Source organism: Acidovorax sp. LjRoot194, assembly GCF_964253015.1.
Classification (GTDB): domain Bacteria; phylum Pseudomonadota; class Gammaproteobacteria; order Burkholderiales; family Burkholderiaceae_C; genus Acidovorax.
The window spans coordinates 2,138,228-2,162,468 of record NZ_CAXUQB020000001.1; the positions used below are offsets into that span (position 1 = coordinate 2,138,228).

The 24,241-nt window shown below is 67.2% G+C and carries 22 protein-coding genes and 1 pseudogene; 16 read left to right on the plus strand and 7 right to left on the minus strand.

The genetic code is table 11. From position 1 onward, the window contains the following. The first annotated feature begins 103 nt into the window (after positions 1–103). Positions 104–406, plus strand: a complete 303-nt coding sequence (locus ACSQ3N_RS09690) for a hypothetical protein (protein WP_436146136.1) — start codon at positions 104–106, stop codon at positions 404–406. Positions 407–467: 61 nt separating this feature from the next. Here the strand turns inward: ACSQ3N_RS09690 and ACSQ3N_RS09695 are convergent, their stop codons facing one another. The 3 genes from ACSQ3N_RS09695 to ACSQ3N_RS09705 all read right to left on the minus strand — a co-directional run bounded on the left by ACSQ3N_RS09695 (position 468) and on the right by ACSQ3N_RS09705 (position 2,533). Beyond that, a complete protein-coding gene (locus tag ACSQ3N_RS09695) occupies positions 468–956 on the minus strand; it encodes a dihydrofolate reductase (RefSeq protein ID WP_056163486.1) in 489 nt (162 codons plus the stop codon). A gap of 13 nt (positions 957–969) precedes the next feature. Next, on the minus strand, positions 970–1,590 hold the full coding sequence (locus ACSQ3N_RS09700) for a DUF4337 domain-containing protein (RefSeq protein WP_056163488.1): 621 nt from the start codon (positions 1,588–1,590) through the stop codon (positions 970–972). 103 nt (positions 1,591–1,693) lie between these two features. After that, positions 1,694–2,533 carry a thymidylate synthase gene (locus tag ACSQ3N_RS09705; RefSeq protein WP_056163491.1) on the minus strand — a complete coding sequence of 280 codons (840 nt, stop codon included), beginning with the start codon at positions 2,531–2,533 and terminating at the stop codon, positions 1,694–1,696. 115 nt (positions 2,534–2,648) lie between these two features. On the opposite strand from ACSQ3N_RS09705, the gene ACSQ3N_RS09710 reads away from it, so the two are divergent. From ACSQ3N_RS09710 to ACSQ3N_RS09770, 13 genes are all read left to right on the plus strand, one after another. After that, entirely contained in the window at positions 2,649–3,161 is a 513-nt protein-coding gene (locus ACSQ3N_RS09710) for a hypothetical protein (RefSeq protein ID WP_056163494.1), read from the plus strand. A gap of 83 nt (positions 3,162–3,244) precedes the next feature. Then, entirely contained in the window at positions 3,245–3,757 is a 513-nt protein-coding gene (locus tag ACSQ3N_RS09715) for a sigma-70 family RNA polymerase sigma factor (protein ID WP_056163498.1), read from the plus strand. Continuing rightward, positions 3,754–4,839 carry a FecR domain-containing protein gene (locus ACSQ3N_RS09720; RefSeq protein WP_436146137.1) on the plus strand — a complete coding sequence of 362 codons (1,086 nt, stop codon included), beginning with the start codon at positions 3,754–3,756 and terminating at the stop codon, positions 4,837–4,839. The genes ACSQ3N_RS09715 and ACSQ3N_RS09720 overlap by 4 nt, the downstream gene beginning before the upstream one ends. Before the next feature lie 307 nt (positions 4,840–5,146). After that, on the plus strand, positions 5,147–7,597 hold the full coding sequence (locus ACSQ3N_RS09725; protein WP_056163505.1) for a TonB-dependent siderophore receptor: 2,451 nt from the start codon (positions 5,147–5,149) through the stop codon (positions 7,595–7,597). A gap of 375 nt (positions 7,598–7,972) precedes the next feature. Further along, entirely contained in the window at positions 7,973–9,307 is a 1,335-nt protein-coding gene (locus ACSQ3N_RS09730) for an ABC transporter substrate-binding protein (protein WP_056413437.1), read from the plus strand. A gap of 230 nt (positions 9,308–9,537) precedes the next feature. After that, positions 9,538–10,401 carry a carbohydrate ABC transporter permease gene (locus ACSQ3N_RS09735; protein ID WP_056163511.1) on the plus strand — a complete coding sequence of 288 codons (864 nt, stop codon included), beginning with the start codon at positions 9,538–9,540 and terminating at the stop codon, positions 10,399–10,401. A gap of 17 nt (positions 10,402–10,418) precedes the next feature. Next, positions 10,419–11,267: a carbohydrate ABC transporter permease gene (locus tag ACSQ3N_RS09740; RefSeq protein WP_056163515.1), complete on the plus strand. Its 849-nt coding sequence runs from the start codon at positions 10,419–10,421 to the stop codon at positions 11,265–11,267. Between the two features lie 51 nt (positions 11,268–11,318). Continuing rightward, the gene (locus ACSQ3N_RS09745; protein WP_056163517.1) at positions 11,319–12,371 is read left to right on the plus strand and encodes an ABC transporter ATP-binding protein; all 1,053 of its coding nucleotides are present in this window, start codon (positions 11,319–11,321) and stop codon (positions 12,369–12,371) included. Then, the gene (locus ACSQ3N_RS09750) at positions 12,368–13,102 is read left to right on the plus strand and encodes an SDR family oxidoreductase (RefSeq protein WP_056163520.1); all 735 of its coding nucleotides are present in this window, start codon (positions 12,368–12,370) and stop codon (positions 13,100–13,102) included. Before ACSQ3N_RS09745 ends, ACSQ3N_RS09750 begins: the two co-directional genes overlap by 4 nt. A gap of 19 nt (positions 13,103–13,121) precedes the next feature. Continuing rightward, entirely contained in the window at positions 13,122–14,525 is a 1,404-nt protein-coding gene (gene dalD / locus ACSQ3N_RS09755) for a D-arabinitol 4-dehydrogenase (protein WP_056163523.1), read from the plus strand. Between the two features lie 30 nt (positions 14,526–14,555). Further along, positions 14,556–15,488 (plus strand): AraC family transcriptional regulator, encoded by a 933-nt coding sequence (locus tag ACSQ3N_RS09760; protein ID WP_056163527.1) that lies wholly within the window; start codon positions 14,556–14,558, stop codon positions 15,486–15,488. A 330-nt stretch (positions 15,489–15,818) separates the two neighbouring features. Then, positions 15,819–17,315 (plus strand): xylulokinase, encoded by a 1,497-nt coding sequence (gene xylB, locus ACSQ3N_RS09765; RefSeq protein ID WP_056163530.1) that lies wholly within the window; start codon positions 15,819–15,821, stop codon positions 17,313–17,315. Positions 17,316–17,348: 33 nt separating this feature from the next. Then, positions 17,349–18,392, plus strand: coding sequence for a PfkB family carbohydrate kinase (locus ACSQ3N_RS09770; protein ID WP_056163532.1), 1,044 nt, complete (start codon positions 17,349–17,351; stop codon positions 18,390–18,392). Positions 18,393–18,502: 110 nt separating this feature from the next. Here ACSQ3N_RS09770 and ACSQ3N_RS09775 read toward each other — a convergent pair. After that, positions 18,503–18,941: pseudogene (locus ACSQ3N_RS09775) on the minus strand (GNAT family N-acetyltransferase). A 218-nt stretch (positions 18,942–19,159) separates the two neighbouring features. Between ACSQ3N_RS09775 and ACSQ3N_RS09780 the strand changes: the two are divergent. Next, positions 19,160–20,251 carry a hypothetical protein gene (locus tag ACSQ3N_RS09780; protein WP_056163539.1) on the plus strand — a complete coding sequence of 364 codons (1,092 nt, stop codon included), beginning with the start codon at positions 19,160–19,162 and terminating at the stop codon, positions 20,249–20,251. Between the two features lie 78 nt (positions 20,252–20,329). Here the strand turns inward: ACSQ3N_RS09780 and ACSQ3N_RS09785 are convergent, their stop codons facing one another. Together ACSQ3N_RS09785 and ACSQ3N_RS09790 are read right to left on the minus strand one after the other, a co-directional pair. Continuing rightward, on the minus strand, positions 20,330–21,748 hold the full coding sequence (locus ACSQ3N_RS09785; protein WP_056163541.1) for an FAD-binding oxidoreductase: 1,419 nt from the start codon (positions 21,746–21,748) through the stop codon (positions 20,330–20,332). A gap of 123 nt (positions 21,749–21,871) precedes the next feature. Continuing rightward, positions 21,872–22,357, minus strand: a complete 486-nt coding sequence (locus ACSQ3N_RS09790) for a DUF2069 domain-containing protein (RefSeq protein ID WP_056163544.1) — start codon at positions 22,355–22,357, stop codon at positions 21,872–21,874. 21 nt (positions 22,358–22,378) lie between these two features. Between ACSQ3N_RS09790 and ACSQ3N_RS09795 the strand changes: the two genes are divergently transcribed. Beyond that, positions 22,379–23,698: a YihY family inner membrane protein gene (locus tag ACSQ3N_RS09795; RefSeq protein WP_436146138.1), complete on the plus strand. Its 1,320-nt coding sequence runs from the start codon at positions 22,379–22,381 to the stop codon at positions 23,696–23,698. Between the two features lie 48 nt (positions 23,699–23,746). Here the strand turns inward: ACSQ3N_RS09795 and ACSQ3N_RS09800 are convergent, their stop codons facing one another. Further along, entirely contained in the window at positions 23,747–24,136 is a 390-nt protein-coding gene (locus tag ACSQ3N_RS09800) for a DUF962 domain-containing protein (RefSeq protein ID WP_056163805.1), read from the minus strand. Between the last annotated feature and the right edge of the window lie 105 nt (positions 24,137–24,241).

The window sequence follows — 24,241 nt, forward strand, 5'->3', positions numbered from 1 at the left end:
GGCGCAACTTGCGCTGGCGCCTCTGCCGTTGCGGGAGGTTGTCCGACTTTCACGCGGTGCTTGTGGGGCGAGACTGGTGCCACCTTACCGATGGAGATTGTCCATGCGAGTCATTCATACGCAAACGCTGGCCCTGCCGCTGGCCTTGTCTCTGGCGATGGCCGCCTCGGCAGCGGCCGCGCAGGGCGTCAACACGCCCGCCGTGGTTCCAGGCCTGCAGCCTGCCCAGGCGCCGGCCTCCGCGCCTGCCGCACAGACCCCTGTGGGATCCCCGGTGGGCTCTCCCGGGTCCAGCCTGACGCCCGCCCAGACACCTGCGCCACCTCCCGCGCTTACGCCATCACAGACGCCAGAACCAGCGCCGGCCCAAACCCCATCCCAGACATCTGCACCGGTGTCGCAATAGCGCCGGCCGCAGCCCGCAGTACGCATACCGCGCCGCACACGCTGCTGCACGGAACAACGCTTCACGCTGCGCGCACGTAGCTCACAAAGCTGAAGGGCAGCCCATTGGTGCTGACATGCTCGCTGCGCTCCAATACCACCCATTCGTCGCCCACCACGGGCGCGTATGCATCGCCCTCGAAGTCCCGGTCGATCTCGGTCACTTCCAGCCGGTCGGCCAGCGGCAGGGCCTCCGCATAGAGCTGCGCGCCGCCGATGACCCACACCGTCTGGCCGGCGGTGCACTGCGCCAGCGCTTCCTGCAGGCTGCCTGCGCGGCGCGCGCCGTCAGCCTGCCAGTCACCCTGGCGCGTGACCACGATGTTGGTGCGGCCGGGCAGGGGGCGAAAGCGCGGTGGCAGCGAGTCCCAGGTCTTGCGCCCCATCACCACCGGGCAGCCCTGCGTGAGCTGCTTGAAATGCGCCATGTCCTCCGGCAGGTGCCAGGGCAGGGCGTTGTCCTTGCCGATGACGCCGTTGGCCGCGCGGGCGTAGATGAGGTGCAGGGGCATGTGTGCAGGCTCCTCAGATGTGCAGGGCCGCGGCCACGCCGACGCCCAGGCCCACGGCGGCGACACCGTACATGCCGTATTCCAGCCACTTCTTCTTGGTCAGCAGCGCAATCGCCGCCAGGGCGATGGCCACCTGCAGCGCCGTCGTGGCCTGGGCCCAGCGGTGGTGCTGGTGCATCTGCACTTCGCTTTGGCGGTCGAATTCGTGGGCGTCGGCTTCCAGCTTCTCGGCCACGACCTTGATCTCGTTCTTCTCGGTTTCGTAGCGCTGGATCTTGGTCTGGTAGCCGGCCTTGCGGTCCTCGGGCGCCAGGTCGCGGGCCAGCTCGGCCAGGGACTGCTTGGTGCTCTTGGACTGGAAGTAGTTCCACTGGTTGGACGCCTCGGTCTTCTTGATCGCAGCGTCGTTCTTGAGCAGGCCGGCATTGGCCTGCGTGGCCCCGCCCATGTACGAGAAGATCGCGCCCACCGTGGCCACGATGGCGGTGAACATCGCGATCTTGTTCATCGACGAGATGCCGCCACCCTCGTTGCCGTGCTCTGCAGCATGGTCGCTGTGGTCGCCGTGGCCCTGGGTCGCATGTTCCACCGCGTGGTCGTGGGGCCCGTGTACGTGAAATCCGCCGGAAGACATGGTTGATAGCTCGTGGTGGTGTGGTGGTGGTCTGCAGGCAGGGCACGGTGGCACCTGCCGATGGGCTCAAAAGGTCAGGGGCCGATGAAGCGCCGTGGCGGGATCAGACCGCCACGGGCGCCTTGATGGCTGGGTGGCACTGGTAGTCCAGCACTTCGAAATCTTCGAACTGGTAGTCGAAGATGCTGTCCGGCCGGCGCTGGATGTTCAGCACAGGGTAGGGGTAGGGCGTGCGCGCCAGCTGCGTCTGCACCTGATCGTGGTGGTTGCTGTAGATGTGGCAGTCGCCGCCGGTCCAGATGAAGTCGCCAACTTGAAGGTCGCACTGCTGCGCCACCATGTGGGTCAGCAGGGCGTAGCTCGCAATGTTGAACGGCACACCCAGAAAGATGTCCGCACTGCGCTGGTACAGCTGGCACGACAGCGTGCCGCGCCCGCCGGGCTCCTGCGCTGGCGCCACGTAGAACTGGAAGAACGCATGGCAGGGCATGAGCGCCATCTTGTTGAGCTCGGCCACGTTCCAGGCGCTCACGATGATGCGGCGCGAGTCGGGGTTGGTCTTCAGAGTCCGGATGACGTCGCTGATCTGGTCGATGTGCCCGCCGTCCGGCGTGGGCCAGCTGCGCCACTGCACGCCGTACACCGGGCCCAGGTCGCCATCTTCGCGCGCCCATTCGTCCCAGATGGTGACGCCGCGTTCTTTCAGCCAGTTGTTGTTGCTCGACCCCGTGAGGAACCACAGCAGCTCCTGGATGATGGAGCGCAGGTGCACCTTCTTGGTGGTGACGAGCGGAAAGCCTTCCTTCAAATCGAACCGCATCTGGTGGCCGAACACGCTGGTCGTGCCCGTGCCCGTGCGGTCCGACTTGTGCACCCCGTGGGTGAACACGTGGCGCATGAAGTCTTCGTATTGCGAGCGGACGGGGCGGGCGTGTTCTGTCATGGCGGTTGGAAGGCGAAAGACGCGATTTTAGAGGGGCGCGGGCCGCAGGTGCTGGACAGGCTAAGCTCGCACACCTTTTTGTCCAGCTGCTCTTTTCAGAAAGAAGCCCCCGATCATGCGCCTGGTCTCCCTAGCCCCTTTGTGCCGCGCCGTGCTGGCCGTTCTTCCATTGGCAATCTTGCTGCCAGGCTGCGGCGGCACTGCGCCCACCGCGTCCCACAAAGTCGTGCGCCCCGTGCCCACGGTCGCATCCGCCGCACCGGCCAACCCTTGGGCCAACCTGCAAACCCAGGTGGGCAACTATCCGGTGGGGGGCGCAGACTTCCTGCGCGCCGGCCCGCTGGCCGAGCGGCTGCGCGGGCTGCTCGGCCCGACCAACTACAACGTGCTGCTGGAGAACCTGCAGGTGAGCGGCCCCCTGCGTCAGGACGGCTCGATGCTCTACATCACCGGGAACCGGCAGCATGAGGGCGGCACGGAGGCCGCTGCCGTCGTGGTCCACGCCGCCAACGACACCGTGCGCGTGTGGCTGCTGACCGGTGGGGAGGAATGGGACGTGCAGGACCAGGGCACGCCGAAGACCTTGCCGGCCGACGTCGCCAGAATGATGGAAAACGCAGCGCGCTGAGCAGGCGCCCCCCGCGCGGGGCTGGGCACAACTGGGAATGCATTTCTATAATCAAGAATCATTCTCAAAAAGGCCGCCACGCCATGCCTGCCGCTCATCCCCTGCACGCGCTCTACAGCCACCACCACGGGTGGCTGCAGTCCTGGCTGCGCCGGCGGCTCGGTTGTGCCGACGATGCGGCCGACCTGGCGCAGGACACCTTCGTGCGCCTGCTCGCACGGCCCACCGCCATCGCCCCGGACGCGATGCGCGAGCCACGCGCCTACCTGACCACGGTGGCACGCGGGCTGCTGGTGGACTTCTGGCGCCGGGGTGAACTGGAGCGCGCCTACCTGGCAGACCTGGCCCTGCAGCCCGAGGTGCTGCAGCCATCCCCCGAAGAGCGCCTGGCCGCCGTGCAGATGCTCCACGCGGTCGATGCATTGCTGCAGGGCCTGACGCCGAAGACGCGCGCAGCGTGGCTGATGAACCGGCTCGATGGCCTCACGCATGCAGAGATTGCCGAGCAGCTGCAAGTGTCGGTGCCCCGCGTACGCCAGTACCTGGCCAACGCCATGCGCCACGCCTACCACCTGCGTTTTGGCGGCGCGGCGTGAGCAGTGCGGGTTGGACCACGGGTGGCCCACCTGGCGGTGCAGCCGACGACCATCCCGTGCCGCCTGCCGTGCTGGAGGCCGCCATCGGCTGGCAACTGCGCCAGGGCGAGGGCGATATCTCGCCGGCGGACGCGCAAGCCCTGGCCGACTGGCTGGCGGCACACCCCGACCATGCCCGCGCCTGGCGCCAGTTGGGCGCCATCGACCAGCACCTGACCCGCGCCGCCGCAGGTCCCGGAGCCCGCGCAGCGTTGCTGCTGCCACCGCGCCGGCGCCGTCCAGCCCGTGTGGCGGGCGCCGTGCTGGGCCTGGCGTTGGCGCTGGCCTGCGGCGTGCTGGTGCTGGACCGCTACCAGCCCGTGGGCCAACTGCTGGCCGACCACCGCACCGCCACCGGCGAGCGCCGCACCATCTTGCTGCCCGACCAGACCGTGCTGCACCTGAACACCCGCAGTGCCGTGGATGTCGTGTTCAGCCAAGACCAGCGCACCATCCACCTGCGCGCGGGCGAGGTGGCCGTGGAAACCAGCCATGCCAACCCGGCCGAGCGGCGCCCGTTCGTCGTGCTGACCGAGGACGGCAGCCTGCGCGCCCTGGGCACCCGCTTCACCGTGCGCCGCTGGCCGCAGGCGCACGCCCCTGGCACCGATGGGGCTCAGGGCCGTGGCGCGCCCGCCACCGAGGTCGCCGTCACTCAGTCCGCCGTCGCGGCCCGCCCGGCGACCTGTGCGGCAGCAGCGTCCGAGCCGTGCGCTGCCGAGCGCATCGTGTCGGCCGGGCAGGGCGCGCGGCTGGAGGGCGGGCGGGTGGACCCATGGGCGGCCCCGCCCGATGCCGACGCCTGGAAGGACGGCATGCTGGTCGTGGACAACCAACCCTTGGGCGAGGTGGTGGCCATGCTCGCGCGGCACCGGGTCGGCCGCCTGGCTGTCGACCCCCGTGTGGCCGGGTTGCGTGTGACGGGCACGCTGCCCCTGGCGGACACCGACCAGGCCCTGTTGGCGCTGACCGCGGCCGTGCCGGTGGACGTGGTCTGGACCACGCGCTGGTGGGTCACGCTCAAGCCGCGTGCTGCGCCCTGAGGATGAAAATGTGAAGAAAATCGGCCGCTACCGCTTGATGGGAAAGCGCTAGCAGCTATCAAAAGATGAGCAACTTGGTGCGGCTGATCGACGGTTCCATTCCGTTCAACCCAGATCCAGCAGCCCAAGCAGATCAACCCAGATCGCCCCTGCCAGCCGGCAACTCACCCACCAGCGATGCCGGCCCGAAAAAGAAATTGCCCCGGCCCCCTCTCACTTTTCGGCACCCGTTCGGCAATCAGACAGAGACCGTGCATTGGCGCGGTTGCCCCTCTTTTCTGACGTGACCCGTTTCGGAGCCTGACCCATGCCCTCTGCTCTTCTCCCCTTTCCGCTGAACCCCTGCGCTGCGGCGCTGCTGCTCGCGTTGGCGGCCTCTGCCGCGGCCGCACAGCCAGCCACGGTGCAGGCCCCTGCGGCCCCGGCCAGCGCTGCGGCCGTGCGCGACTACGACCTGCCCGCCGGGCCGCTGGGAGCAGCCCTCAACCGCATCGCGCGCGATGCAGGCTTGGCGCTCACCGCCGATGCGCAGTTGGTGGAAGGCCGCAACGCCGCGCCCGTGCGGGGCCGCTTCGATGCACCCGATGCACTGCGCCGCGCGCTGGCGGGTTCGGGGCTGGAGCTGTTGCGCACCGATGCAGGCGGATACACCGTGCGGCTTGGCGTGCCGATATCCACAGGGCCGTCGGCTCAAGGGTCCGCGCGCGTTGTCTCGCTGCCCGAGGTGCGCGTGGCCGCCGAGACCGACACCGAAGTTGCCATCGGCCCTGTGCACGGTTACGTGGCCAAGCGCAGTGTTACCGGCACCAAGACCGACACGCCCATCATCGAGACCCCGCAGTCCATCACCGTGGTGACGGCCGACCAGGTAGAGGCACAAAAGGCGCAGAGCATCGTGGACGTGCTCGCTTACACCGCAGGCGTCGGTTTTCGCGAGTCGAGCCGCGCCACGGAGGCCTTCGTGCTGCGCGGCTTTCAGGCCGACGGCAATTCGGGCAGCCTGTACCGCGACGGCACCAAGTACTCGAGCGGTCTTTACCAGGGCCAGCAAGAGCCCTACGGCCTGGAGCGCATCGAACTGCTGCGCGGCGCATCGTCGGTGCTGTACGGCAGCGCGGCGCCCGGCGGCGTCATCAACCTGGTCAGCAAGCGACCCACGCTCGAGCCGTTGCGCGAGTTCAATGTCGAGCTGGGTAGCTTCAGCCGCAGGCAAGTCTCGGGCGACTTCGGCGGCAAGCTGTCTGACAGCGGCGAATGGTCGTACCGGGTGACCGGGCTGCTGCGCCAGAGCGACACCTTCATCGACCACGTGAACGACGACCGGGTGTTCATCGCGCCCGCCTTCACTTGGAGTCCGTCGGCCGCCACGTCGCTCACCTTGCTGGGTCAGTACCAGAAGTCCGACAGCCGCTATGTGGCGGCGATGAGCCCTTTCGGCATGATCAAGGCGAATCCCAACGGTCGCATTGAACGCAATCGATTCATCGGCGAGCCCGCGGCGGATCAAGATCGTTTCGAGGATCGGTCGGCGCAGCTCGGGTATCTGGTCGAGCACGCGTTCTCCGACACCATCAAGCTGCGTCAGAACTTGCGCTGGAGCACGCAGGACGTTCGCTACGGCTACACCGCCGATTGGGGCTTTGCTGACGACAACCAACGCGTAATCAACCGGGGCGGCAGTCACACCAGCGCGCGCAACCGCGCATTAACGGCCGACACGAACGTGCAGATCCAATGGGGAAGCGAGGGATCGCGCCACACCACGCTCGTGGGCATCGACTACGCTACCCTGCGTGAGGACGCTGAGCGTTACGACTGGAAAGTCGCTCCGCTGGACCTGTTCGCGCCCGTCTACGGCAGCCCCTGGTTGAATCCCAGCAAGAACATCTATTCCGACAATCGACGCTTGGAGCGCACGGGAGCCTACATGCAGGACCAATGGAAGATCCGCGACCGGTGGGTGTTGCTGGCGGGCGTGCGCTACGACTGGACGGAGAATGGCATCTCGTCCTTCGTGGGCGACGGTAGCTGGTCGTATGAAAAGAACAATGCGTTGACTGGCCGCGTGGGGGCTGTCTATCTGGCGGACAACGGCCTGGCCCCCTTTGCAAGCTTCAGCCAGTCGTTCGAGCCCGCCGCCGGACGTGGCCGCCTGGGTGAGCGTTTCAAGCCCACGGAAGGCAACCAGTACGAAGTGGGTGTGCGCTATCAGCCTGAGGGTTCGCGGACGCTGCTCACCGCATCGGTATACCAACTGACGCAGCAGAACCGGCTGACGCTCGATCCTCTGGACGTGGGCTATCAAGTGCAGACTGGCGAGGTGCGCTCGCGCGGGCTAGAGCTGGAAGCCAAGACACGCGTGGGTAGCCATCTCACGCTGCTGGCAGGCTACGCGTACACCGATGCACGCACCACCCGTAGCAATACGGCTTCGGACGTGGGTGCACGCAACCCCTTCACGCCGCGCCACCAAGCCACTGCCTGGGCTGACTACAACATGGCTGGTGTCGGCTTGCCGGGCGTGCAGCTGGGCGGCGGCGTGCGCTATGTGGGCAGTTCCACGGGCTTTGCATTCCTCAACACCCGTGTGCCGAGCTACGCCGTGTTCGACCTCGTGGCCAGCTACACCACGGGCCCCTGGCGTGTGGCGCTCAATGTGCGCAACCTGGCCGACAAGACCTATGTGTCCAACTGCACCTACGGCTGCTTCTATGGCGAAGCGCGACGCGTGATTGCGACGGCCACTTATCGGTGGTAAGTGGGAAGGGCAGCGCGTTTCTGGCCCTAGCGGGCCAGGCCGCCTGACCTGCAGAAGCAGGGTCGCGCGGTTGGCAGGGCATCCTCAAATTGCTGTTGAGCGCTGACGGTCATTCACATTGTTGCTATCTTTTGTGTAGCTTATGGGTAGTGCTTTCGACCCCGCGCGCTCCGTGTATCCGGGCTGGTTTAGATACCCAATTGACAAATCTAGGTATAAATCCTGAGTATCTGGTGCAAATTAGTATTTGTGGAGGCGTCTGGAGTACCAATCGAGCATCGCAGCATCGGTATCGTTCAGTCCGTCAATGCCTGCATGCCTTGCGCCGGTGTTGAAAGGCAGATTCCCATACCAACGACCGAGGAGACTTTTCCGATGCCACATTCCACCCCTGTCACCATGCCCCAGCGCCTGGCCGTTGCCGTTGCGCTGGCCTTGACGTCGCTGTGCGGCGCCGCCAGCGCGCAGACCGAGCTCGTGATCGCCACCGTGAACAACGGCCACATGATCGAGATGCAGAAGCTCAGCAAGAACTTCGAGCAGGCGAACCCCGACATCAAGCTCAAGTGGGTCACGCTCGAAGAAGGCGTGCTGCGCCAGCGCGTCACCACCGACATCGCCACCAAGGGCGGCCAGTTCGACGTGATGACCATCGGCATGTACGAGGCGCCCATCTGGGGCAAGAAGGGCTGGCTGCAGGAGCTGAAAACCGACGCCGCCTACGACGTGGACGACCTGCTGCCCGCCGTGCGGGGCGGCCTGTCCATTGACGGCAAGCTGTTCGCCGCGCCGTTCTACGGCGAAAGCTCCATGCTCATGTACCGCAAGGACCTGGCCGACAAGGCCGGCGTGCAGGTGCCCGAGCGTCCTACCTGGCCGCAGATCAAGGACCTGGCCGCCAAGATGCACGACCCCAAGAACGGCGTATACGGCATCTGCCTGCGCGGCAAGCCGGGCTGGGGCGACAACATGGCGTTCCTGACCACACTGGTCAACACCTTCGGCGGCCAGTGGTTCGACATGCAGTGGAAGCCGCAGCTCGAATCCAAGCCCTGGAAGGACGCGATCACCTTCTACGTGGACCTGCTCAAGAACTACGGCCCGCCCGGCTCGTCGGCCAACAGCTTCAACGAGATCCTGGCGCTGACCAACTCCGGCAAGTGCGGCATGTGGGTGGACGCGACCATCGCAGCATCGTTCGTGAGCGACCCCAAGCAGTCCAAGGTGGCCGACCAGATGGCCTTTGCCCAGGCGCCCACCATGAACACGCCCAAGGGTGCCAACTGGCTGTGGTCGTGGAACCTGGCCATCCCGGCGGGCTCGAAAAAGGTCGACGCCGCGCAGAAGTTCATCACCTGGTCCACCAGCAAGGACTACATCCAGCTGGTCGCCAAGACCAACGGCTGGGCCAACGTGCCCACCGGCACGCGCAAGAGCACCTACGCGTCGCCTGAGTTCCAGAAGGCCGCCCGCTTTGCCGCCGCCGAGAAGGTCGCCATCGACTCGGCCAACCCGACCGATTCGACCCTGCCCAAGAGCCCGTACGTGGGCGTGCAGTTCGCGGCGATTCCGGAGTTCCAGGCCATCGGCATCGCGGTGGGCCAGCAGATGAGCGCGGCGCTGGCGGGCAAGACGACGGTGGATGCGGCGCTGAAGGCATCGCAGGTGTCGGCGGACCGTGAAATGAAGAAAGCTGGCTACTACAAGTAAGCATTCATCCGGCTACTGCGCGGCCCGATCTGGGGGTGGTGTTCCTCGCCGTACGAGAGTACGGCTGCGGTACAGCACCCCCACCTCGGACCGCTCGCTACGCCGGCTGAACGCTTACTTCTCCGATGTCGGTGGCTTCGCCGGATGCACGCCGACTCGAAGCCTGTCCTGTCGCTCTCTTCGCTCTGGCCTTCAGGGTGTGACCCCGTCCAGATTTCTCCGAGACTCCCATGAACCGCCGCCTGCTTCCCCGCCTGCTGCTCACGCCAGCCATGGCCACGCTCTTCCTGTGGATGATCGTGCCGCTGGTGATGACGATCTACTTCTCGCTCATCCGCTACAACCTCATGCAGCCCGACCAGACGGGCTTTGCGGGGCTGGAGAATTTCGAGTACTTCGTCACCGACCCATCGTTCGGCGCGGCGGTGGTCAACACCGTCTTGCTGCTGGGCAGCGTGATCCTCATCACGGTGTTCTTCGGCGTGGCGATCGCGCTGCTCATCAACGAGCCGTTTCCGGGCCGGGGCATCGTGCGGGTGCTGCTGATATCGCCGTTCTTCGTCATGCCCACAGTGAATGCGCTGATGTGGAAGAACATGATGATGAACCCCATCTACGGCGTGCTCGCGCAGGTGTGGATCTTCTTCGGCGCAGCGCCGGTGGACTGGCTCACCGACCACCCGCTGTTCTCGGTCATCGTCATGGTGTCGTGGCAATGGCTCCCGTTCGCCACGCTGATCTTCATGACCGCGCTGCAGAGCATGAACCACGAGCAGCTGGAAGCCTCGCGCATGGATGGCGCCAACTACCTGCAGCAGCTGCGCTACCTGTACGTGCCGCACCTGGGCCGCTCGGTGGCCGTGGTGGTCATGATCGAACTCATCTTCCTGCTCAGCATCTTTGCCGAGATCTACACCACCACGGCCGGCGGGCCGGGCGATGCGAGCACCAACGTCACCTTCCTGATCTTCAAGCAGGCGCTGCTCAACTTCGACGCGGGCGTGGCCTCGGCGGGCGCGCTGTTCGCTGTCGTGCTGGCCAACATCGCAGCGGTGTTTTTGATCCGCATGGTCGGCAAGAACCTCGACAAATAAGACCAGAGGCAACGCACATGACTGCAACCACCACACGACGCCGTTCCAACTTTCCGCTGGGCCTGCTGGCCCTGCGCACCGCTGCTGCCTGGGGCGTGGCGCTGCTGCTGTTCTTTCCGCTGGGGTGGCTGTTCCTCACCGCCTTCAAGACCGAGCTGCAGGCCATCGCGGTGCCGCCGCTGTTCGTCTTCACGCCCACGCTCGAGAACTTTCATGAAGTGCAAGAGCGCAGCGACTACCTGCTGTACGCCAAGAACTCGGTCATCACCAGCGTGCTGTCCACCCTGGTGGGGCTGATGCTGGCTGCGCCCGCGGCGTATGCCATGGCTTTCTTCAAGGGCAAGTACACCAAGGACATCCTCATGTGGATGCTGTCGACCAAGATGATGCCCGCCGTGGGCGCGCTGGTGCCCATCTACGTGCTGGCGCAAAAGAGCCACCTGCTCGACACGCAGCTCGCGCTGATCATCGTGTTCGCGCTGTCGAACCTGCCCATCATGGTCTGGATGCTGTACTCGCACTTCAAGGACATCCCGCACGAGATCCTGGAGGCCGCGCGCATGGACGGCGCCACGCTGTGGCAAGAGGTGCGCCTGGTGCTGCTGCCGCTGGGCATGGGGGGCCTCGCATCCACCGGCCTCCTGTGCCTGGTGCTGTCGTGGAACGAGGCCTTCTGGAGCCTGAATCTGAGCGCTGCCAAGGCCGGCACGCTGGCCACGCTGATCGCGTCCTACTCCAGCCCCGAAGGCCTGTTCTGGGCCAAGCTGTCCGCCGCGTCGCTGATGGCCATTGCACCCATCGTGGTGTTCGGCTGGTTCAGCCAGAAGCAGCTCGTTCAGGGCCTGACCTTCGGCGCGGTCAAGTAAATCCGCAGCCTGTCTTCCCACAGTTTTTCAAGATTTCAGGAACCTGATTCCATGGCCTACCTTCAACTGCGCGGCATCGAAAAATTCTTCGGCGAGCACCGCGCCATCAAGGGCATCGACCTCACCATCCAGCAGGGCGAGTTCATCGTCTTCGTCGGCCCGTCGGGATGCGGCAAATCCACGCTGCTGCGGCTGATCGCGGGGCTCGAAGCCATCGACGGCGGCTCGCTGATGCTCGACGGCCGCGACATCACGGACCAGCCGTCGAGCAAGCGCGACCTGGCCATGGTGTTCCAGAGCTACGCGCTGTACCCGCACATGAGCGTGTACGAGAACATGAGCTTCGCGCTCAAGCTCGCCAAGGTCGACAAGCAGGTGATCGACGACAAGGTGCAGAACGCCGCGCGCATCCTCAACCTCACCAGCTACCTGCAGCGCACGCCCAAGGAGCTGTCGGGCGGCCAGCGCCAGCGCGTGGCCATCGGCCGCGCCATCGTGCGCGCGCCCAAGGTGTTTTTGTTCGACGAGCCGCTGTCCAACCTCGACGCGGCGCTGCGCGGCCAGACGCGCGTGGAGATCGCCAAGCTGCACCGCGACCTGGGCGCCACCACCATCTACGTGACGCACGACCAGGTCGAAGCCATGACGCTGGCCGACCGCGTGGTGGTGCTGCGAGACGGCGTGATCGAGCAGGTGGGCACGCCGCTGGAGCTGTACGACAAGCCCGCCAACCAGTTCGTGGCCCAGTTCATCGGCACGCCGCAGATGAACGTGGTGCCCGTGGACAAGCTGCCGCAGCCCGTGCAACAGCAGGCCCCAACGGCCCGCGATGGTGCCGCCGTGGGCGCCATCGGCCTGCGCCCCGAGAACATCACCGTGCGCCACACCGGCGCCACGCCTGTGGGCGGCCAGGTGGACCTGATCGAAGCACTGGGCGCCGAGACGCTGATCTACGTCAGCACGCCCGGCGGCGCGCAGTTCGTCTCGCGCCAGAACGACCGCACGGGCCTGCGCGCGGGCGATGCGGTCAGCCTGGACATCGATGCATCGCACGCGCACTGGTTTGACACCGCCGGCCGCGTTGTGGCGGGCCACGCAGCATGAGTGCCGCGCAGACCCTGCAAGGGCAGGTGGCAGCGGTCACCGGCGCTGCCTCGGGCATCGGATTCGCCAGCGCCAAGGCCATGGCCGATGCCGGCGCGCGCGTGGTGCTGATCGACCGCGACGAAGCCGCGCTGATCAAGGCGTGTGCCGCCATCGGCCCCAGCGCCTTGACGCTGGTGCTGGACCTGCTCGATGCCAAACAATGCGCCAGCCTGCTGCAGCGCACGCTGGCGCTCGCGGGGCAGCTCGACATCTTCCACGCCAACGCGGGGCTGTATGTGGGCGGCGACCTGGTGGATGCCGACCCTGATGCCATCGACCGCATGCTGAATTTGAACGTCAACGTGGTGATGAAGAACGTGCACAACGTGCTGCCCCACATGATCGAGCGCGGCCGGGGCGACATCATCGTCACCAGCTCGCTGGCCGCGCATTTCCCCACGCCGTGGGAGCCCGTCTACGCGTCGTCCAAGTGGGCGGTCAACTGCTTCGTGCAGACCGTGCGCCGCCAGGTGTTCAAGCACGGCATCCGTGTGGGCTCCATCTCGCCCGGGCCCGTCATCACCTCGCTGCTGGCCGACTGGCCCGCGGAAAAGCTCGCCGAGGCCAAGGCCAGCGGCAGCCTCATCGAGGCCTGCGAAGTGGCCGACGTGGTGCTCTTCATGCTCACCCGCCCGCGCGGCATGACCATCCGCGACGTCGTGATGATGCCCACGAATTTTGATCTCTGAATACCCGTCTTCACGCACCATGAATTTCATCCTGCATCTGGGCCTGGGCTCCTTCCACCGTGCCCACCAGGCCGTCTACGTCCACCAGCTGCGCCAGCAAGGTGGCACGGGCTGGGCCATCGCGGGCGGCAACCTGCGCCCCGACATGGCCGACACCATCGCGGCCCTGCAGGCGCAGGGCGGCCGCTACACGCTCGAGACCGTCACGCCCCAGGGCGAGCGCAGCTACACCGTCATCGAATCCATACAGCGCGTGATCCCCTACCAGGACGACCTGGCCCCGCTGATCGCTGTGGGCGCCGACCCCACCACGCGCATCATCAGCTTCACGGTGACCGAGGCGGGCTACTACCTCGATGCCCAGAACCAGCTCGACTGGCCCACGTTTGCCGACCTGCGTGCCGACCTCGCGGCCGTGAAAGCCGGCCAGGCAGGCCACACCATCTACGGCGGCCTCGTCAGCATCCTGCGTGCGCGCATGCGCTCGGGCGCCGGCCCCGTCACGCTGATGAACTGCGACAACCTGCGCCACAACGGCGACCGCTCGCGCGGTGGCCTGCTGCAGTTCATCGACGCGCTGGGCGACGCAGAGCTCAAGGCCTGGGTGGTGCAGCACACCAGCAGCCCCAACGCCATGGTCGACCGCATCACCCCACGCCCCACGCCCGACGTGGCCGAGCGCGTGCGCGCGGCCACCGGCTGGGACGACAAGGCGGCGCTGATGGGCGAGAGCTTCATCCAGTGGGTCATCGAAGACGACTTCATCGCCGGCCGGCCCGACTGGGAGACCGTGGGCGTGGAGATGGTGCAGTCTGTGCAGGCGCATGAAGAGGCCAAGATCCGCCTGCTGAACGCCACCCACAGCTGCATTGCCTGGGCCGGCACGCTGGCGGGCTACCAGTACATCCACGAAGGCACGCACGATGCCGCCATCCGCCAGATGGCCTACGACTACGTCACCGACGACGCGATCCCCGTGTTGCTGCCATGCCCCATCGACCTGGCGGCCTACCGTGACGTGGTGCTGGACCGCTTTGGCAACCCCGCCATCGCAGACACCAACCAGCGCGTGGCCATGGACGCGTTCTCCAAGATCCCCGGCATGATCGCGCCCACCATCCGCGACAAGCTGGCGCAGAGCGCGCCGTTCGACAGCGTGGCCATGCTGCCCGCGCTGTTCCTGGCCTACCTGCAGCGCTGGCACGCGGGGCAGATCCCCTACACCTACCAGGACCAGGCCATGGACCCGGCCGTGGCGCACGCCATCTGCGACGCCGCCGACCCGGTCGCCGCGTTTGCCGCGGACACGGTGCTGTGGGGCGAGATGGCATCGCACCCGCGCCTCGTCGAGACGCTGCGCAGCGCCTATGCCCGTGTGCAGGCCTTTGCGGCCGGTCGTGCCGAGCCCGGGGCTTTGGTGTAAGTTGAACGCCCCGCCCACCGGAACGATGCCATGACCGTGAAGACGCCCGTCTCGCCACGCCAGACCAAGCCCGAGCTGGAGCACGACTATGTGCGCTCGACCGAGCTGGGCTACGAGCCGCCGGACACCGCGGGCTTCATCCGCTGCCTGTCGCACGGGTTTCCCACGCCGCTGGCGCGCTGGCACTACCACGACGAGTACGAGCTGCACCTCATCACCGCAACGTCGGGCAAGGTGTTCGTGGGCGACTGGATCGGGCAGTTCCAGCCCGGCCACCTGGTGCTGACCGGCCCGCGCCTGCCGCACAACTGGATCAGCATGGATCTGCCCGAAGGCGGCGTGCCGCTGCGCGACCTGGTGATCCAGTTCTCGCACGCGCCGCTGGTGGCCAGCAGCGAGAGCATCCCCGAGCTGCGCGAGGTGCTGCCCCTGCTGGAGCGCGCGCGCCACGGCATCGAATTCTTCGGCATGGAGTCGCAGGCGCAAGAGCACTGGCACCGCATCAAGGCGCGCCAGGGGCTGGCCCGGTTCGGTGCGTTCTGCGAGTTTCTGAGCGACCTGGCACGCTGCACCGACTTTCGCCTGCTGTCGAGCACCCAGCTGCAAAGCGAGGACAACGATGCCCAGCTGGACCAGATCAACGCCATCGTGAGCCGCATCACCGACCACCTGGCCGAGCCGCTGGCCGCCGCCGACCTGGCGCAGGAGCTGGGCATGACGGAAAGCCGCTTCTCGCGCTTCTTTCGCCGCGCCACGGGCAACACCTTCACCGACTTCGTGAACCTGGTGCGCGTGAACCGCGCCTGCCAGCTGCTCATGGAGTCCGACCGCTACATCACCCACATCGCGTACGACGTGGGCTTCAACAACATGGCCAACTTCAACCGCCGCTTCCTGGACGTCAAGGGCATGACCCCGAGCGAGTTTCGCAAGCAGGGGGCAGGGCGGTTCGGAAAGGTGTGAGATGGGCGGTGCCGTTCGTCGTGCCGTCCGTGGTGCCGTCCGTGACGCGGTAAGTGGTGCGGTAAGTGGTGGTGGGGCCGCAGGCAGATGCCGATGCGGCGATGAAACCACCCACCCCCGTCACCCAACCACCCACCGTTCGGGCTGAGCCTGTCGAAGCCAGGGCGTGCTTTCCGCTGACCCTCTCGCCGTGCGCAGCAATCTTCCATTTACAAGAACCTCGATCCACCATCCACCACCCACCGTTCGGGCTGAGCTTGTCGAAGCCAGGGCCCGCCACCGAGTCCGACCCTTCGCCCGCGTGCCATTCCACCGACCCCGCCATTCACCATGTACCTCGGAATCGATTTGGGCACCTCCGGTGTCAAGCTCCTGCTGCTCGACGCATCGCAGACCGTGCTGGCCACGGCCGACGCTGCCGTGCCCCAGCACCGCCCGCAGCCCACCTGGAGCGAACAGCACCCAGCCGATTGGCTCACCGCCACCGAAAGCGCCGCGGCCCAGCTGCGCGCCCAGGTGCCCGCCGCGTGGGCGCAGGTGCGCGGCATCGGCCTGTCGGGCCACATGCATGGCGCCGTGGTGCTGGGTGCACAGGGCCAGGTGCTGCGCCCCGCCATCCTGTGGAACGACGGCCGCGCCAGCGCCGAATGCGCGCAGCTCGAAGCCGCCGTGCCCACATCGCGCCAGATCACCGGCAACCTCGCCATGCCCGGCTTCACCGCGCCCAAGCTCCTGTGGCTGCGCACGCACGAGCCCGAGGTCTTCGCCAGGATCGAGCAAGTGCTGCTGCCCAAGGACTGGCTGCGCCTGCAGCTCACCGGCACGGCGGTGAGCGACATGTCCGATGCGTCCGGCACGCTGTGGCTCGACGTGGGCCGGCGCGACTGGAGCGACACCATGCTGCAGGCCAGCGGCCTCACCCGCGCGCACATGCCTGCTCTGGCCGAAGGCAGTGCGGCCAGCGGCGTGCTGCGCGATGACGTGGCCCGGCGCTGGGGGCTGCCCCTGGGCGTCGTCGTGGCCGCCGGGGCGGGCGACAACGCCGCCAGCGCCGTGGGCGTGGGCGCGCGGCAGGCGGGGCAGGGCTTCGTGTCGCTGGGCACCTCGGGCGTGGTGTTCCGCGTGACGGACGCGTTTGCGCCCGCCACCGACCGCGCGGTGCACGCATTCGCCCACGCGCTGCCAGGGCGCTGGCACCACATGTCCGTCATGCTCAGCGCGGCCAGTGCCTTCGGCTGGGTCACGCGCCTCACGGGGCAGGCGAGCGAGGCGCACCTGTCGGCCGCCGTGGGCGCGCTTTCGGCGGCACGACAGGCGCAGGCGCCCCTTTTCCTGCCGTACCTGAGCGGCGAGCGCACGCCGCACAACAACGCTGCCGCCACCGGCGTGTTCATGGGCCTCCGGGCCGAGCACGATGCGGCCGACCTGGCCTACGCGGTGATGGAGGGCGTGGGCTTTGGCCTGCTGGACGGCCTCAACGCCATGCGCGCTGCGCGCACGGCCCCGTTGGCCGCATCAGATAGCGCCGCCCTGGCCCTGGTGGGCGGCGGCGCCCGCAGCGACGCCTGGGCGCAAATGCTGGCCAGTGGCCTGGGCTGCGTACTGCACCGCCCGATGGGTGCACACGCCGCGGCTGCGCTGGGTGCCGCACGGCTCGCGGCCATGGCCTGTGGCGGCAATGACGGTCATGACGGCCATGAGGCGAATTGGTGCCAGCCGCTGCCCGCCGACGCCACCTTCACCCCGCAGGCCGCGCAGCAGGCGCTGCTGGCCGAACGCTACGCCCGCTTCGTGGCCCTGTACCCCGCGCTGCAGTCGCAGTTCTGAGCGCGTCCTTGTTTGCCCTTCATTCGCCCTGCCATGTCATCTTCTGCTCCTTCCTCCTCCTTGCCCGTTGATGCGCCTGCCGTCCAGGTCGCCGTGGCCGGCGAGGCCTTGATCGACCTGATCCGCAACCCCGACGGCACCTACCTGCCGTGCCTGGGCGGTGCGCTGTACAACCTGTGCCGCGCGCTGGCGCGCCAGGGCGTGGGCACGCAGTACCTCAACCCGCTGTCGCGCGACCGGTTCGGCCGCGAGCTGGCGGCGCAACTGCAGGGCGACGGCGTGCACCTGGCGCAGCCCGAGCCCGTGCAGCAGGTCACCTCCTTGGCCGTGGTCAACCTCGACGCGCAGGGCCACCCCGACTACGCGTTCTACCGCGACGGCGTGGCCGACCGCGCCGTGTCGGCCCACGGGCTGACAGCCGCATGCAGCGCCTTGCCCGCGCTGCAGCTGGTGTGTACCGGCGCCCTGGCGCTGGACGCGCGCGATGCTGCGGTCTACGTGCCGTGGCTGCAGGCGCAACGCGCTGCGGGGCACTGCGTGGTGGTCGACGCCAACCTGCGCCCGTCCGTCATGCCCGACCTGGCCGCCTACCGCGCACAAGTGCACGCGGCGCTGGCCGAGGCCGACATCATCAAGGCGAGCGACGAAGACCTGGAGCACCTGCAGGTGTCCGGTGCCGATGCACTGGCCCGCGCACGCCACCTGCTGGCCGCCAACCCCCGCGCCGTGCTGATGGCGCTGACCCTGGGCGGCGAGGGCGCCTGGCTGCTGCACAAGAACGGCGGCCAGTGGTTCGCCAAAGAGGCCCAGCCGCTGGCCGTGGTGGACACGGTGGGCGCGGGCGACAGTTTTCTGGCGGGCTTGCTCGCGCACCTGCTGCAGCGGTCGCAGGCGGGCGGGGCTGCTGACGGTGGCTTTGCGGCGTGGCTGAATGGCCTGTCTGCAGATGCGTGCCAGGCAGCTTTGCGCCACGCCCTGGCCAGCGCCAGCCTGTGCGTGATGGAGCGCGGCTGCGTGCCGCCCAGCTGGCAGGCTGCACAGGCGCGGGCGGCGCAATACCCGGCGCTGGCGCGGTAGCACACGGCGATTTTTTGAATGAAAGTTGCTCTACCGCTTGATGAGAAAGCGGTAGAGGCTATCAATTCAATAGCAATTGCAGTCCGTTTGAAACGGCTGCGGTCTGCCGGTCAAAGCTCCTGCGCATACACGATGAAGCCGTGGTGCTTGGCCATCTTGTCGTACAGCATGCCAATACACGCGCGACGACCTGGCGGCCCGCGCTGCGGCGTACACCGCGTCGATGAGCGCACGCCCCACGCCCCGGCCCCGCGCAGTTTCGCGCGTGAACAGGTCGCTCAGGTAGCACACGGGCTCGATGCGCGTCATGCTGCGGTGAAACACGCAGTGCGCCAGGCCCAGTAGCTCGCCGCTGGCGTCGTCCTGTGCCACCAGGCACCACATCGGCTCCGACTCGTCATGAAACCGCTGCCATGTGGTCTGGGTGATGTGCTCGGGCAGCGCGGTGGCGCCAAAGCGGCCGTAGAACCCGTTGTAGCCGTCCCAGAGCGGGCGCCAGGCGGCGTAGTCGGTGGGCTGCAGGGGGCGTACTGAAAATGCGTGGTTCATGGGCAGCTTGGCAGTGTTGCAGGTAGTTATTTTGGCGCAGGCAGTGCTCGAACATTGCATAGCCGCCAGCGATTTGCCTGCAGGGTACAAGGGCGAAAGTTGATGCGATCGTGACGGTGGGTGCGGCTCTTGCCAAGGCACGGGGCGGCAGCGTTGCGCGCTCGCATACGATGTGCGCTGGATTGCATTCCCTTCCTTTTTTTGCGTTCTGCCCAGTCATGAGCTATGTCCTGCACCTTTGGCGCCATCCCGTTCCTGTGTCCAGCGAGGACGCGCAAGCCATGCTGCGCGACCTGCGCCAGCAACTGAGCTTCAGCCCCGATGCTGCTGCGGGCCAACTGCTGGAGGCCATCGCATCCGCACTGCCCCCGGACGGCGAGCCGGACGACTACTGGACCGAAATCCCGGAGCCAGACCCCTTTGCATTGGTGCAAAGTCTCAGTCCCTCGGTGGCCGAGCTGGAGGTCGTACTGCCGGTGATCGAGAAGACGGCCATTGCGCTGGGCTGGGTGGTTTTTGATCCACAGAGCGGGCAGGTGCACACGCCCTCCGGGCAGGTGATCGGCCCTGCCGGGGCCGGCCCGGCCGTGGCGGATGTGCCTGTGTCGCCGGATCTCGACGTGTCACCCTCGGCGCGCAGCCGCTGGGTGCAGCAATCGCTGGAGCCCTTGTTTGCGCAGCGGGGATGGCGCAAGCTGCGGGGCGAAACCTGGTTCCAGAAAAAGCTGCCTGTGGGCGAGGCGCTGGTTTACTCGAAAATGGTGCGGGACACCTTGCACCACGGCGTGTGGATACGCCTTGCGATGCCCTCCCACCTGCAGCACGCGCTCAATATGGATGGCGGGCCAGACTTTACGGTGTCCCTGCAGCACTTCGCGCAGACGCACAGACTGCCCTTCACTTACCTGGAGCCGCCACCACTTTTCAAGCAACGGGCGGGAGGGGTGACCTACGAGTTGCCCATGGGCAGCGCAGACAGTGCTGCCACGCGCCGCGATGAGCTGGCAGCGTTGTACGACGGGCCCGTGCTGGACTGGCTGGACCAACTGCACACCCTGCAGGATCTGGACAGATGGGCCAACCGCGTGCCGGATGAAGAATGCCCCTTCGTGGGTCTGCGCCAACGCAGCGCCTACCGCTTGCTGAACCACCACCCTGATCTGCTGGTGGCTGCCGCAGTCAACGCCCCTGACTTCGAGCAACGCGCGCTGGAGCGGTATGCCCTGTACGAGGCCGATGCCTTTGGCCAGGGGTTGTTGCCACCTCTGCGCAAGCTGCTGGCTGCCTGCGGCCTGCACTTTGCACGCTGATGCAGCTGATGCAGAGCTGATGGTTGGGCGCCGCCTGCTGCACGCCGATGGACGCGGCGGGACAGCCGCTTGGTTTCGTCAGGCCTGCAGCACCCGCCCGGGGTTCATGATCCCCTGCGGGTCCAGTGCCGTCTTGATGGCGCGCATCATGCCCAGCGCCACCGGCGACTGGTACTTGGCCAGCTTGTCGGCCTTCAGCTCGCCGATGCCGTGTTCGGCCGAGAACGAGCCGCCGAACTCTGCCACGGCTTCGTAGACCAAGTGGTTCACCTGCGCTTCGTGGTCGCGCAGGAAGGCCTTGGTATCGCCTTCTGCGGGCGCCTGCACGTTGTAGTGCAGGTTGCCGTCGCCCAGGTGGCCGAAGTTGACCAGGCGCACGCCCGGGATCTCGCGCTGCAGCACCGCGTCGGTGTGTGCCACGAACGCGGGGATGCGCGAGATCTGCACCGAGATGTCGTGCTTGATGTTCAGGCCCTCTTCGGCCTGGGCGAGCGGAATGTTCTCGCGGATGTGCCAGAGCTGGTTCGCCTGCGTGAGGTTCTCGGCCACCACGGCGTCGGTCACGCAGCCTGCTTCGAACGCGGTTTCCAGCAGCGATTCGAAGCGGCCGCGCGCGTGTTCTTCGGATTCGCTGTCGGAGTTTTCGAGCAGCACGCACCAGGGCGCGTTCTCGTCGCCGAGGAACGGCACGCGCAGCTGCGGCATGTGCTTGCCCACCAGGCTGAGCGCGAACTGGCCCATCACCTCAAAGCCCGTCAGGCCCGCGCCCAGCTGCTTGTGGGCCAGGCCCAGCAGCTCGACCGCGTGCTCCATCGACGGCACGGCAGCCCAGGCGGTAAGGCGTGCGGCGGGTGCGGGGTACAGCTTGAGCGTGGCGGCGGTGATGATGCCCAGCGTGCCTTCGCTGCCGATGAACAGGTCGCGCAGGTCGTAGCCGGTGTTGTCCTTGCGCAGGCCTTTGAGGCCGTCCCACACCTCGCCCTGCGGGGTGACGACTTCGAGGCCCAGGCACAGCTCGCGGGCGTTGCCGTAGCGCACGACCTGCGTGCCGCCGGCATTGGTGCCCAGGTTGCCACCGATGGTGCAACTGCCCTCGGCCGCGAGCGACAGCGGGAACAGCAGGTCCGCCTTCTCGGCCACGTCCTGCAGGTTCTGCAGGATGCAGCCGGCTTCCACCGTCATGGTGAGGTTGTCAGTGTCCACGCTGCGCACCGCGTTCATGCGCGAGAGGCTCAGCACGACCTGCGTGCCCGAATCGTCGGGCGTGGAGCCCACGGCCAGCCCGGTGTTGCCGCCCTGCGGGACGATCGCCGTGCCGCTGGCGGCGCAGGCCTTGACCACGGCGGCCACTTCGGGCGTGCTAGCAGGGCGCACCACGGCCAGGGCCTTGCCGCGCACACGGCGGCGCCAGTCCTGCTCCCAGGCGGTGAGGTCGCCTTCGGTGATCACATGGGCGGGGCCGACGATGGCGCGCAGGGTGTCAAGCAAAGTGGTCATGGCAGAGCTTCTTCAAAAATCAGGAAAAAAGGTGTGGCAGCGGTGGCATCGGTCGAAGCGGTGACGGCAGCAGCATCCACGGTGTTGTACGGCATCGACGGCATCAACCTGCGTTGACAGGCATCAAGGCGCAGAGGTGGCCGCAGGGACTGCCGCCGCAGCTGCTGCTGCTGCAGCCGCCGCCTTGGCATTGCGCTGGCGCAGCCGCACGTGCAGCGTGCACGCGGTGAAGAGCACCAGGCACAGCGCCACCTCGGCCCAGGCGAGCCACTGCGACGGCGGCTTGTCGCTCCAGCCGCGCACCACGCCTTCGATGAAGTACAGCCAGATCACCAGGCTGACCCAGCGGTAGGTGTACATGCGGTTCTTGAGCACGCCCGCCAGCGGAATGCACAGCGGCAGCGCCTTGAGCGCCAGCCACGAGCCGCCGGGGCGCAGCGGTGCCAGCACCAGCTCCCAGGCCAGGCACAGCGCGATCAGCCCCAGCAGGCAGCCGGTGGCAACCCAGCGCGTGGCGGCCACGGCGTTGTCGGTGGGAGCTGCGGGCAGCGCAGTGGCTGGCAGGAGATGCGTGGAGGCGGTGGCGGGGGCGGCAGGGGAGGGCGTCATTGGGGTGGCATCATATCGGCCATGCCCTTCTCCTTACAGGCAGTAGCGTCGCGCTTCGAAGCGCTGATGACCGAGCTGTCCCACTTTCCCTGGAGAACCACCGTGCAGACCTTGCGCGAGCGGTTCCGCGAAGACCACCTGGGCCTGACCGCCAGCAGCCTGACCTTCACCACCATTTTGGCGCTGGTGCCATTCTTCACCGTAGCGCTGGCGGTGTTCACCGCCTTCCCCATCTTCGGCAAGCTGCAGGATGCGCTGCAAGGCTGGCTGGTGACCAGTCTGGTGCCCGACAGCATCGCGCGCCAGGTGCTGGGCTACCTGAACCAGTTTGCCGCCAAGGCCAGCGGGCTGGGGGTGGCGGGCTTTTCGATCTTGCTGGCCACGGCGCTGGCGCTGATCCTCACCATTGACCGCACGCTCAACGACATCTGGCGCGTGCAGCGGCTGCGGCCGCTGGGGCAGCGGGTGCTGATCTACTGGGCCGCCATCACGCTGGGCCCGCTGCTGATGGGCGCGAGCCTGGCGGTCACGTCGTATGTGATGTCGGCATCTGGCGGGCTGGTGCGGCGCCTGCCGGACGGGGTGCAGTTGCTGTTCGACTCCATCCAGTTCGTGGTGCTGGCGGGCGGCATGGCGTCGCTGTACCACTATGTGCCCAACACGCCGGTGAAGTGGCGGCACGCGTGGACGGGCGGTTTCTTCGTGTCGGTGTGCATCGAGCTGGCCAAGAAGGTGCTGGCGCTGTACCTGGGCAGCGTGCCGACGTACTCGGTGGTGTACGGCGCATTCGCCACGCTGCCCATCCTGCTGGTGTGGATCTACGTGGCCTGGGTCATCGTGCTGCTGGGGGCGGTGGTGACGGCCTACCTGCCCAGCCTGCTGGCCGGCGTGGCACGGCGGGCCACGGTGGCGGGGTGGAATTTTCAGCTGGCCATCGAGGTGCTGCAGGAGCTGCATCGCGCGCGCAGCCAGCCCATGAAGGGCCTGCGGCCGAGCCAGCTGGCGCAGCTGCTGCGGGTGGACGTGCTGCAGCTCGAGCCCGTGCTGGAGGCGCTAACGGCGCTGGACTGGGTGGGCGAGCTGACCGAGGCCGCCGTGAGCGCGTCCGACGTGCCCGAGCCGCGCTGGGTGCTGCTGGCCGACCCGGCACGCACACTGCTGGCCCCCTTGGCCGAAAAGCTGCTGATCGAGCGCGCGCCGAGTCTGGCACCGTTGTGGGAGCGCTCAGGGCTCGACCGGCTGTTCATGGCAGACGTGCTGGGCGATGCGGCCGAGGATGCGGTGGTGGCGGCGTTGGCGCTCCCAGCCACCCGGTCGTTCCAGTCGTTTGCTATCAAATAAATAGCTGCTGGCGCTTGTTGGATGAGCGGCAGGGGCTTTTTTGCCTGATCAGAAGCGCACCTTGCCCGTCCAGATGTCCTTGTACATCACCCAGTCGCCCATGAAGCTGTAGAGCGGCCGCTTGAAGCTGGCGGGCTTGTTCTTCTCGAAGCCGAAGTGCCCGACCCACGCGAACCCGTAGCCGCACAGCAGGCCGTACAGCAGGTACTGGGGCTGGCCCGTGACTACCAGCGCGGCCAGAAACGCCAGGCTGAGCGTGGAGCCCACGAAGTGCAGGCGCCGGCAGGTGCGGTTGCTGTGCTCGCTGAGGTAGAAGGGGTAGAACTCCGCAAAGCTCTTGAAGCTGCGCGGGTCGGTGCCGGCCGTGGAGGCGGGCGTGGGTGCAGGCGTGGCTTCAGGCGTAGCTTCAGGCGTAGGTGTCGGGGCGCTGACATGCATCGTTGTCTCCTGGTGGTGGTCCACGGCCTGTCACCGACGCTCTTGCACAATCGCTGCAGGCTCTGTGCGCTTTATACGCCTGCGCGCCCGCCAGCGGGTGCCGCC

Bases quoted from the DNA above. Each gene is read 5' to 3' on its own strand.
- ACSQ3N_RS09795 (WP_436146138.1), top strand. From the start codon at position 22,379: ATGCCCTTCTCCTTACAGGCAGTAGCGTCGCGCTTCGAAGCGCTGATG.
- ACSQ3N_RS09770 (WP_056163532.1), top strand. From the start codon at position 17,349: ATGTCATCTTCTGCTCCTTCCTCCTCCTTGCCCGTTGATGCGCCTGCC.
- ACSQ3N_RS09725 (WP_056163505.1), top strand. From the start codon at position 5,147: ATGCCCTCTGCTCTTCTCCCCTTTCCGCTGAACCCCTGCGCTGCGGCG.
- ACSQ3N_RS09730 (WP_056413437.1), top strand. From the start codon at position 7,973: ATGCCACATTCCACCCCTGTCACCATGCCCCAGCGCCTGGCCGTTGCC.
- ACSQ3N_RS09780 (WP_056163539.1), top strand. From the start codon at position 19,160: ATGAGCTATGTCCTGCACCTTTGGCGCCATCCCGTTCCTGTGTCCAGC.
- ACSQ3N_RS09790 (WP_056163544.1), bottom strand. From the start codon at position 22,357: ATGACGCCCTCCCCTGCCGCCCCCGCCACCGCCTCCACGCATCTCCTG.
- ACSQ3N_RS09760 (WP_056163527.1), top strand. From the start codon at position 14,556: ATGACCGTGAAGACGCCCGTCTCGCCACGCCAGACCAAGCCCGAGCTG.
- ACSQ3N_RS09705 (WP_056163491.1), bottom strand. From the start codon at position 2,533: ATGACAGAACACGCCCGCCCCGTCCGCTCGCAATACGAAGACTTCATG.
- xylB (WP_056163530.1), top strand. From the start codon at position 15,819: ATGTACCTCGGAATCGATTTGGGCACCTCCGGTGTCAAGCTCCTGCTG.
- ACSQ3N_RS09735 (WP_056163511.1), top strand. From the start codon at position 9,538: ATGAACCGCCGCCTGCTTCCCCGCCTGCTGCTCACGCCAGCCATGGCC.
- ACSQ3N_RS09745 (WP_056163517.1), top strand. From the start codon at position 11,319: ATGGCCTACCTTCAACTGCGCGGCATCGAAAAATTCTTCGGCGAGCAC.
- ACSQ3N_RS09715 (WP_056163498.1), top strand. From the start codon at position 3,245: ATGCCTGCCGCTCATCCCCTGCACGCGCTCTACAGCCACCACCACGGG.
- ACSQ3N_RS09700 (WP_056163488.1), bottom strand. From the start codon at position 1,590: ATGTCTTCCGGCGGATTTCACGTACACGGGCCCCACGACCACGCGGTG.
- ACSQ3N_RS09800 (WP_056163805.1), bottom strand. From the start codon at position 24,136: ATGCATGTCAGCGCCCCGACACCTACGCCTGAAGCTACGCCTGAAGCC.
- ACSQ3N_RS09740 (WP_056163515.1), top strand. From the start codon at position 10,419: ATGACTGCAACCACCACACGACGCCGTTCCAACTTTCCGCTGGGCCTG.
- ACSQ3N_RS09785 (WP_056163541.1), bottom strand. From the start codon at position 21,748: ATGACCACTTTGCTTGACACCCTGCGCGCCATCGTCGGCCCCGCCCAT.
- ACSQ3N_RS09710 (WP_056163494.1), top strand. From the start codon at position 2,649: ATGCGCCTGGTCTCCCTAGCCCCTTTGTGCCGCGCCGTGCTGGCCGTT.
- dalD (WP_056163523.1), top strand. From the start codon at position 13,122: ATGAATTTCATCCTGCATCTGGGCCTGGGCTCCTTCCACCGTGCCCAC.
- ACSQ3N_RS09690 (WP_436146136.1), top strand. From the start codon at position 104: ATGCGAGTCATTCATACGCAAACGCTGGCCCTGCCGCTGGCCTTGTCT.
- ACSQ3N_RS09695 (WP_056163486.1), bottom strand. From the start codon at position 956: ATGCCCCTGCACCTCATCTACGCCCGCGCGGCCAACGGCGTCATCGGC.
- ACSQ3N_RS09750 (WP_056163520.1), top strand. From the start codon at position 12,368: ATGAGTGCCGCGCAGACCCTGCAAGGGCAGGTGGCAGCGGTCACCGGC.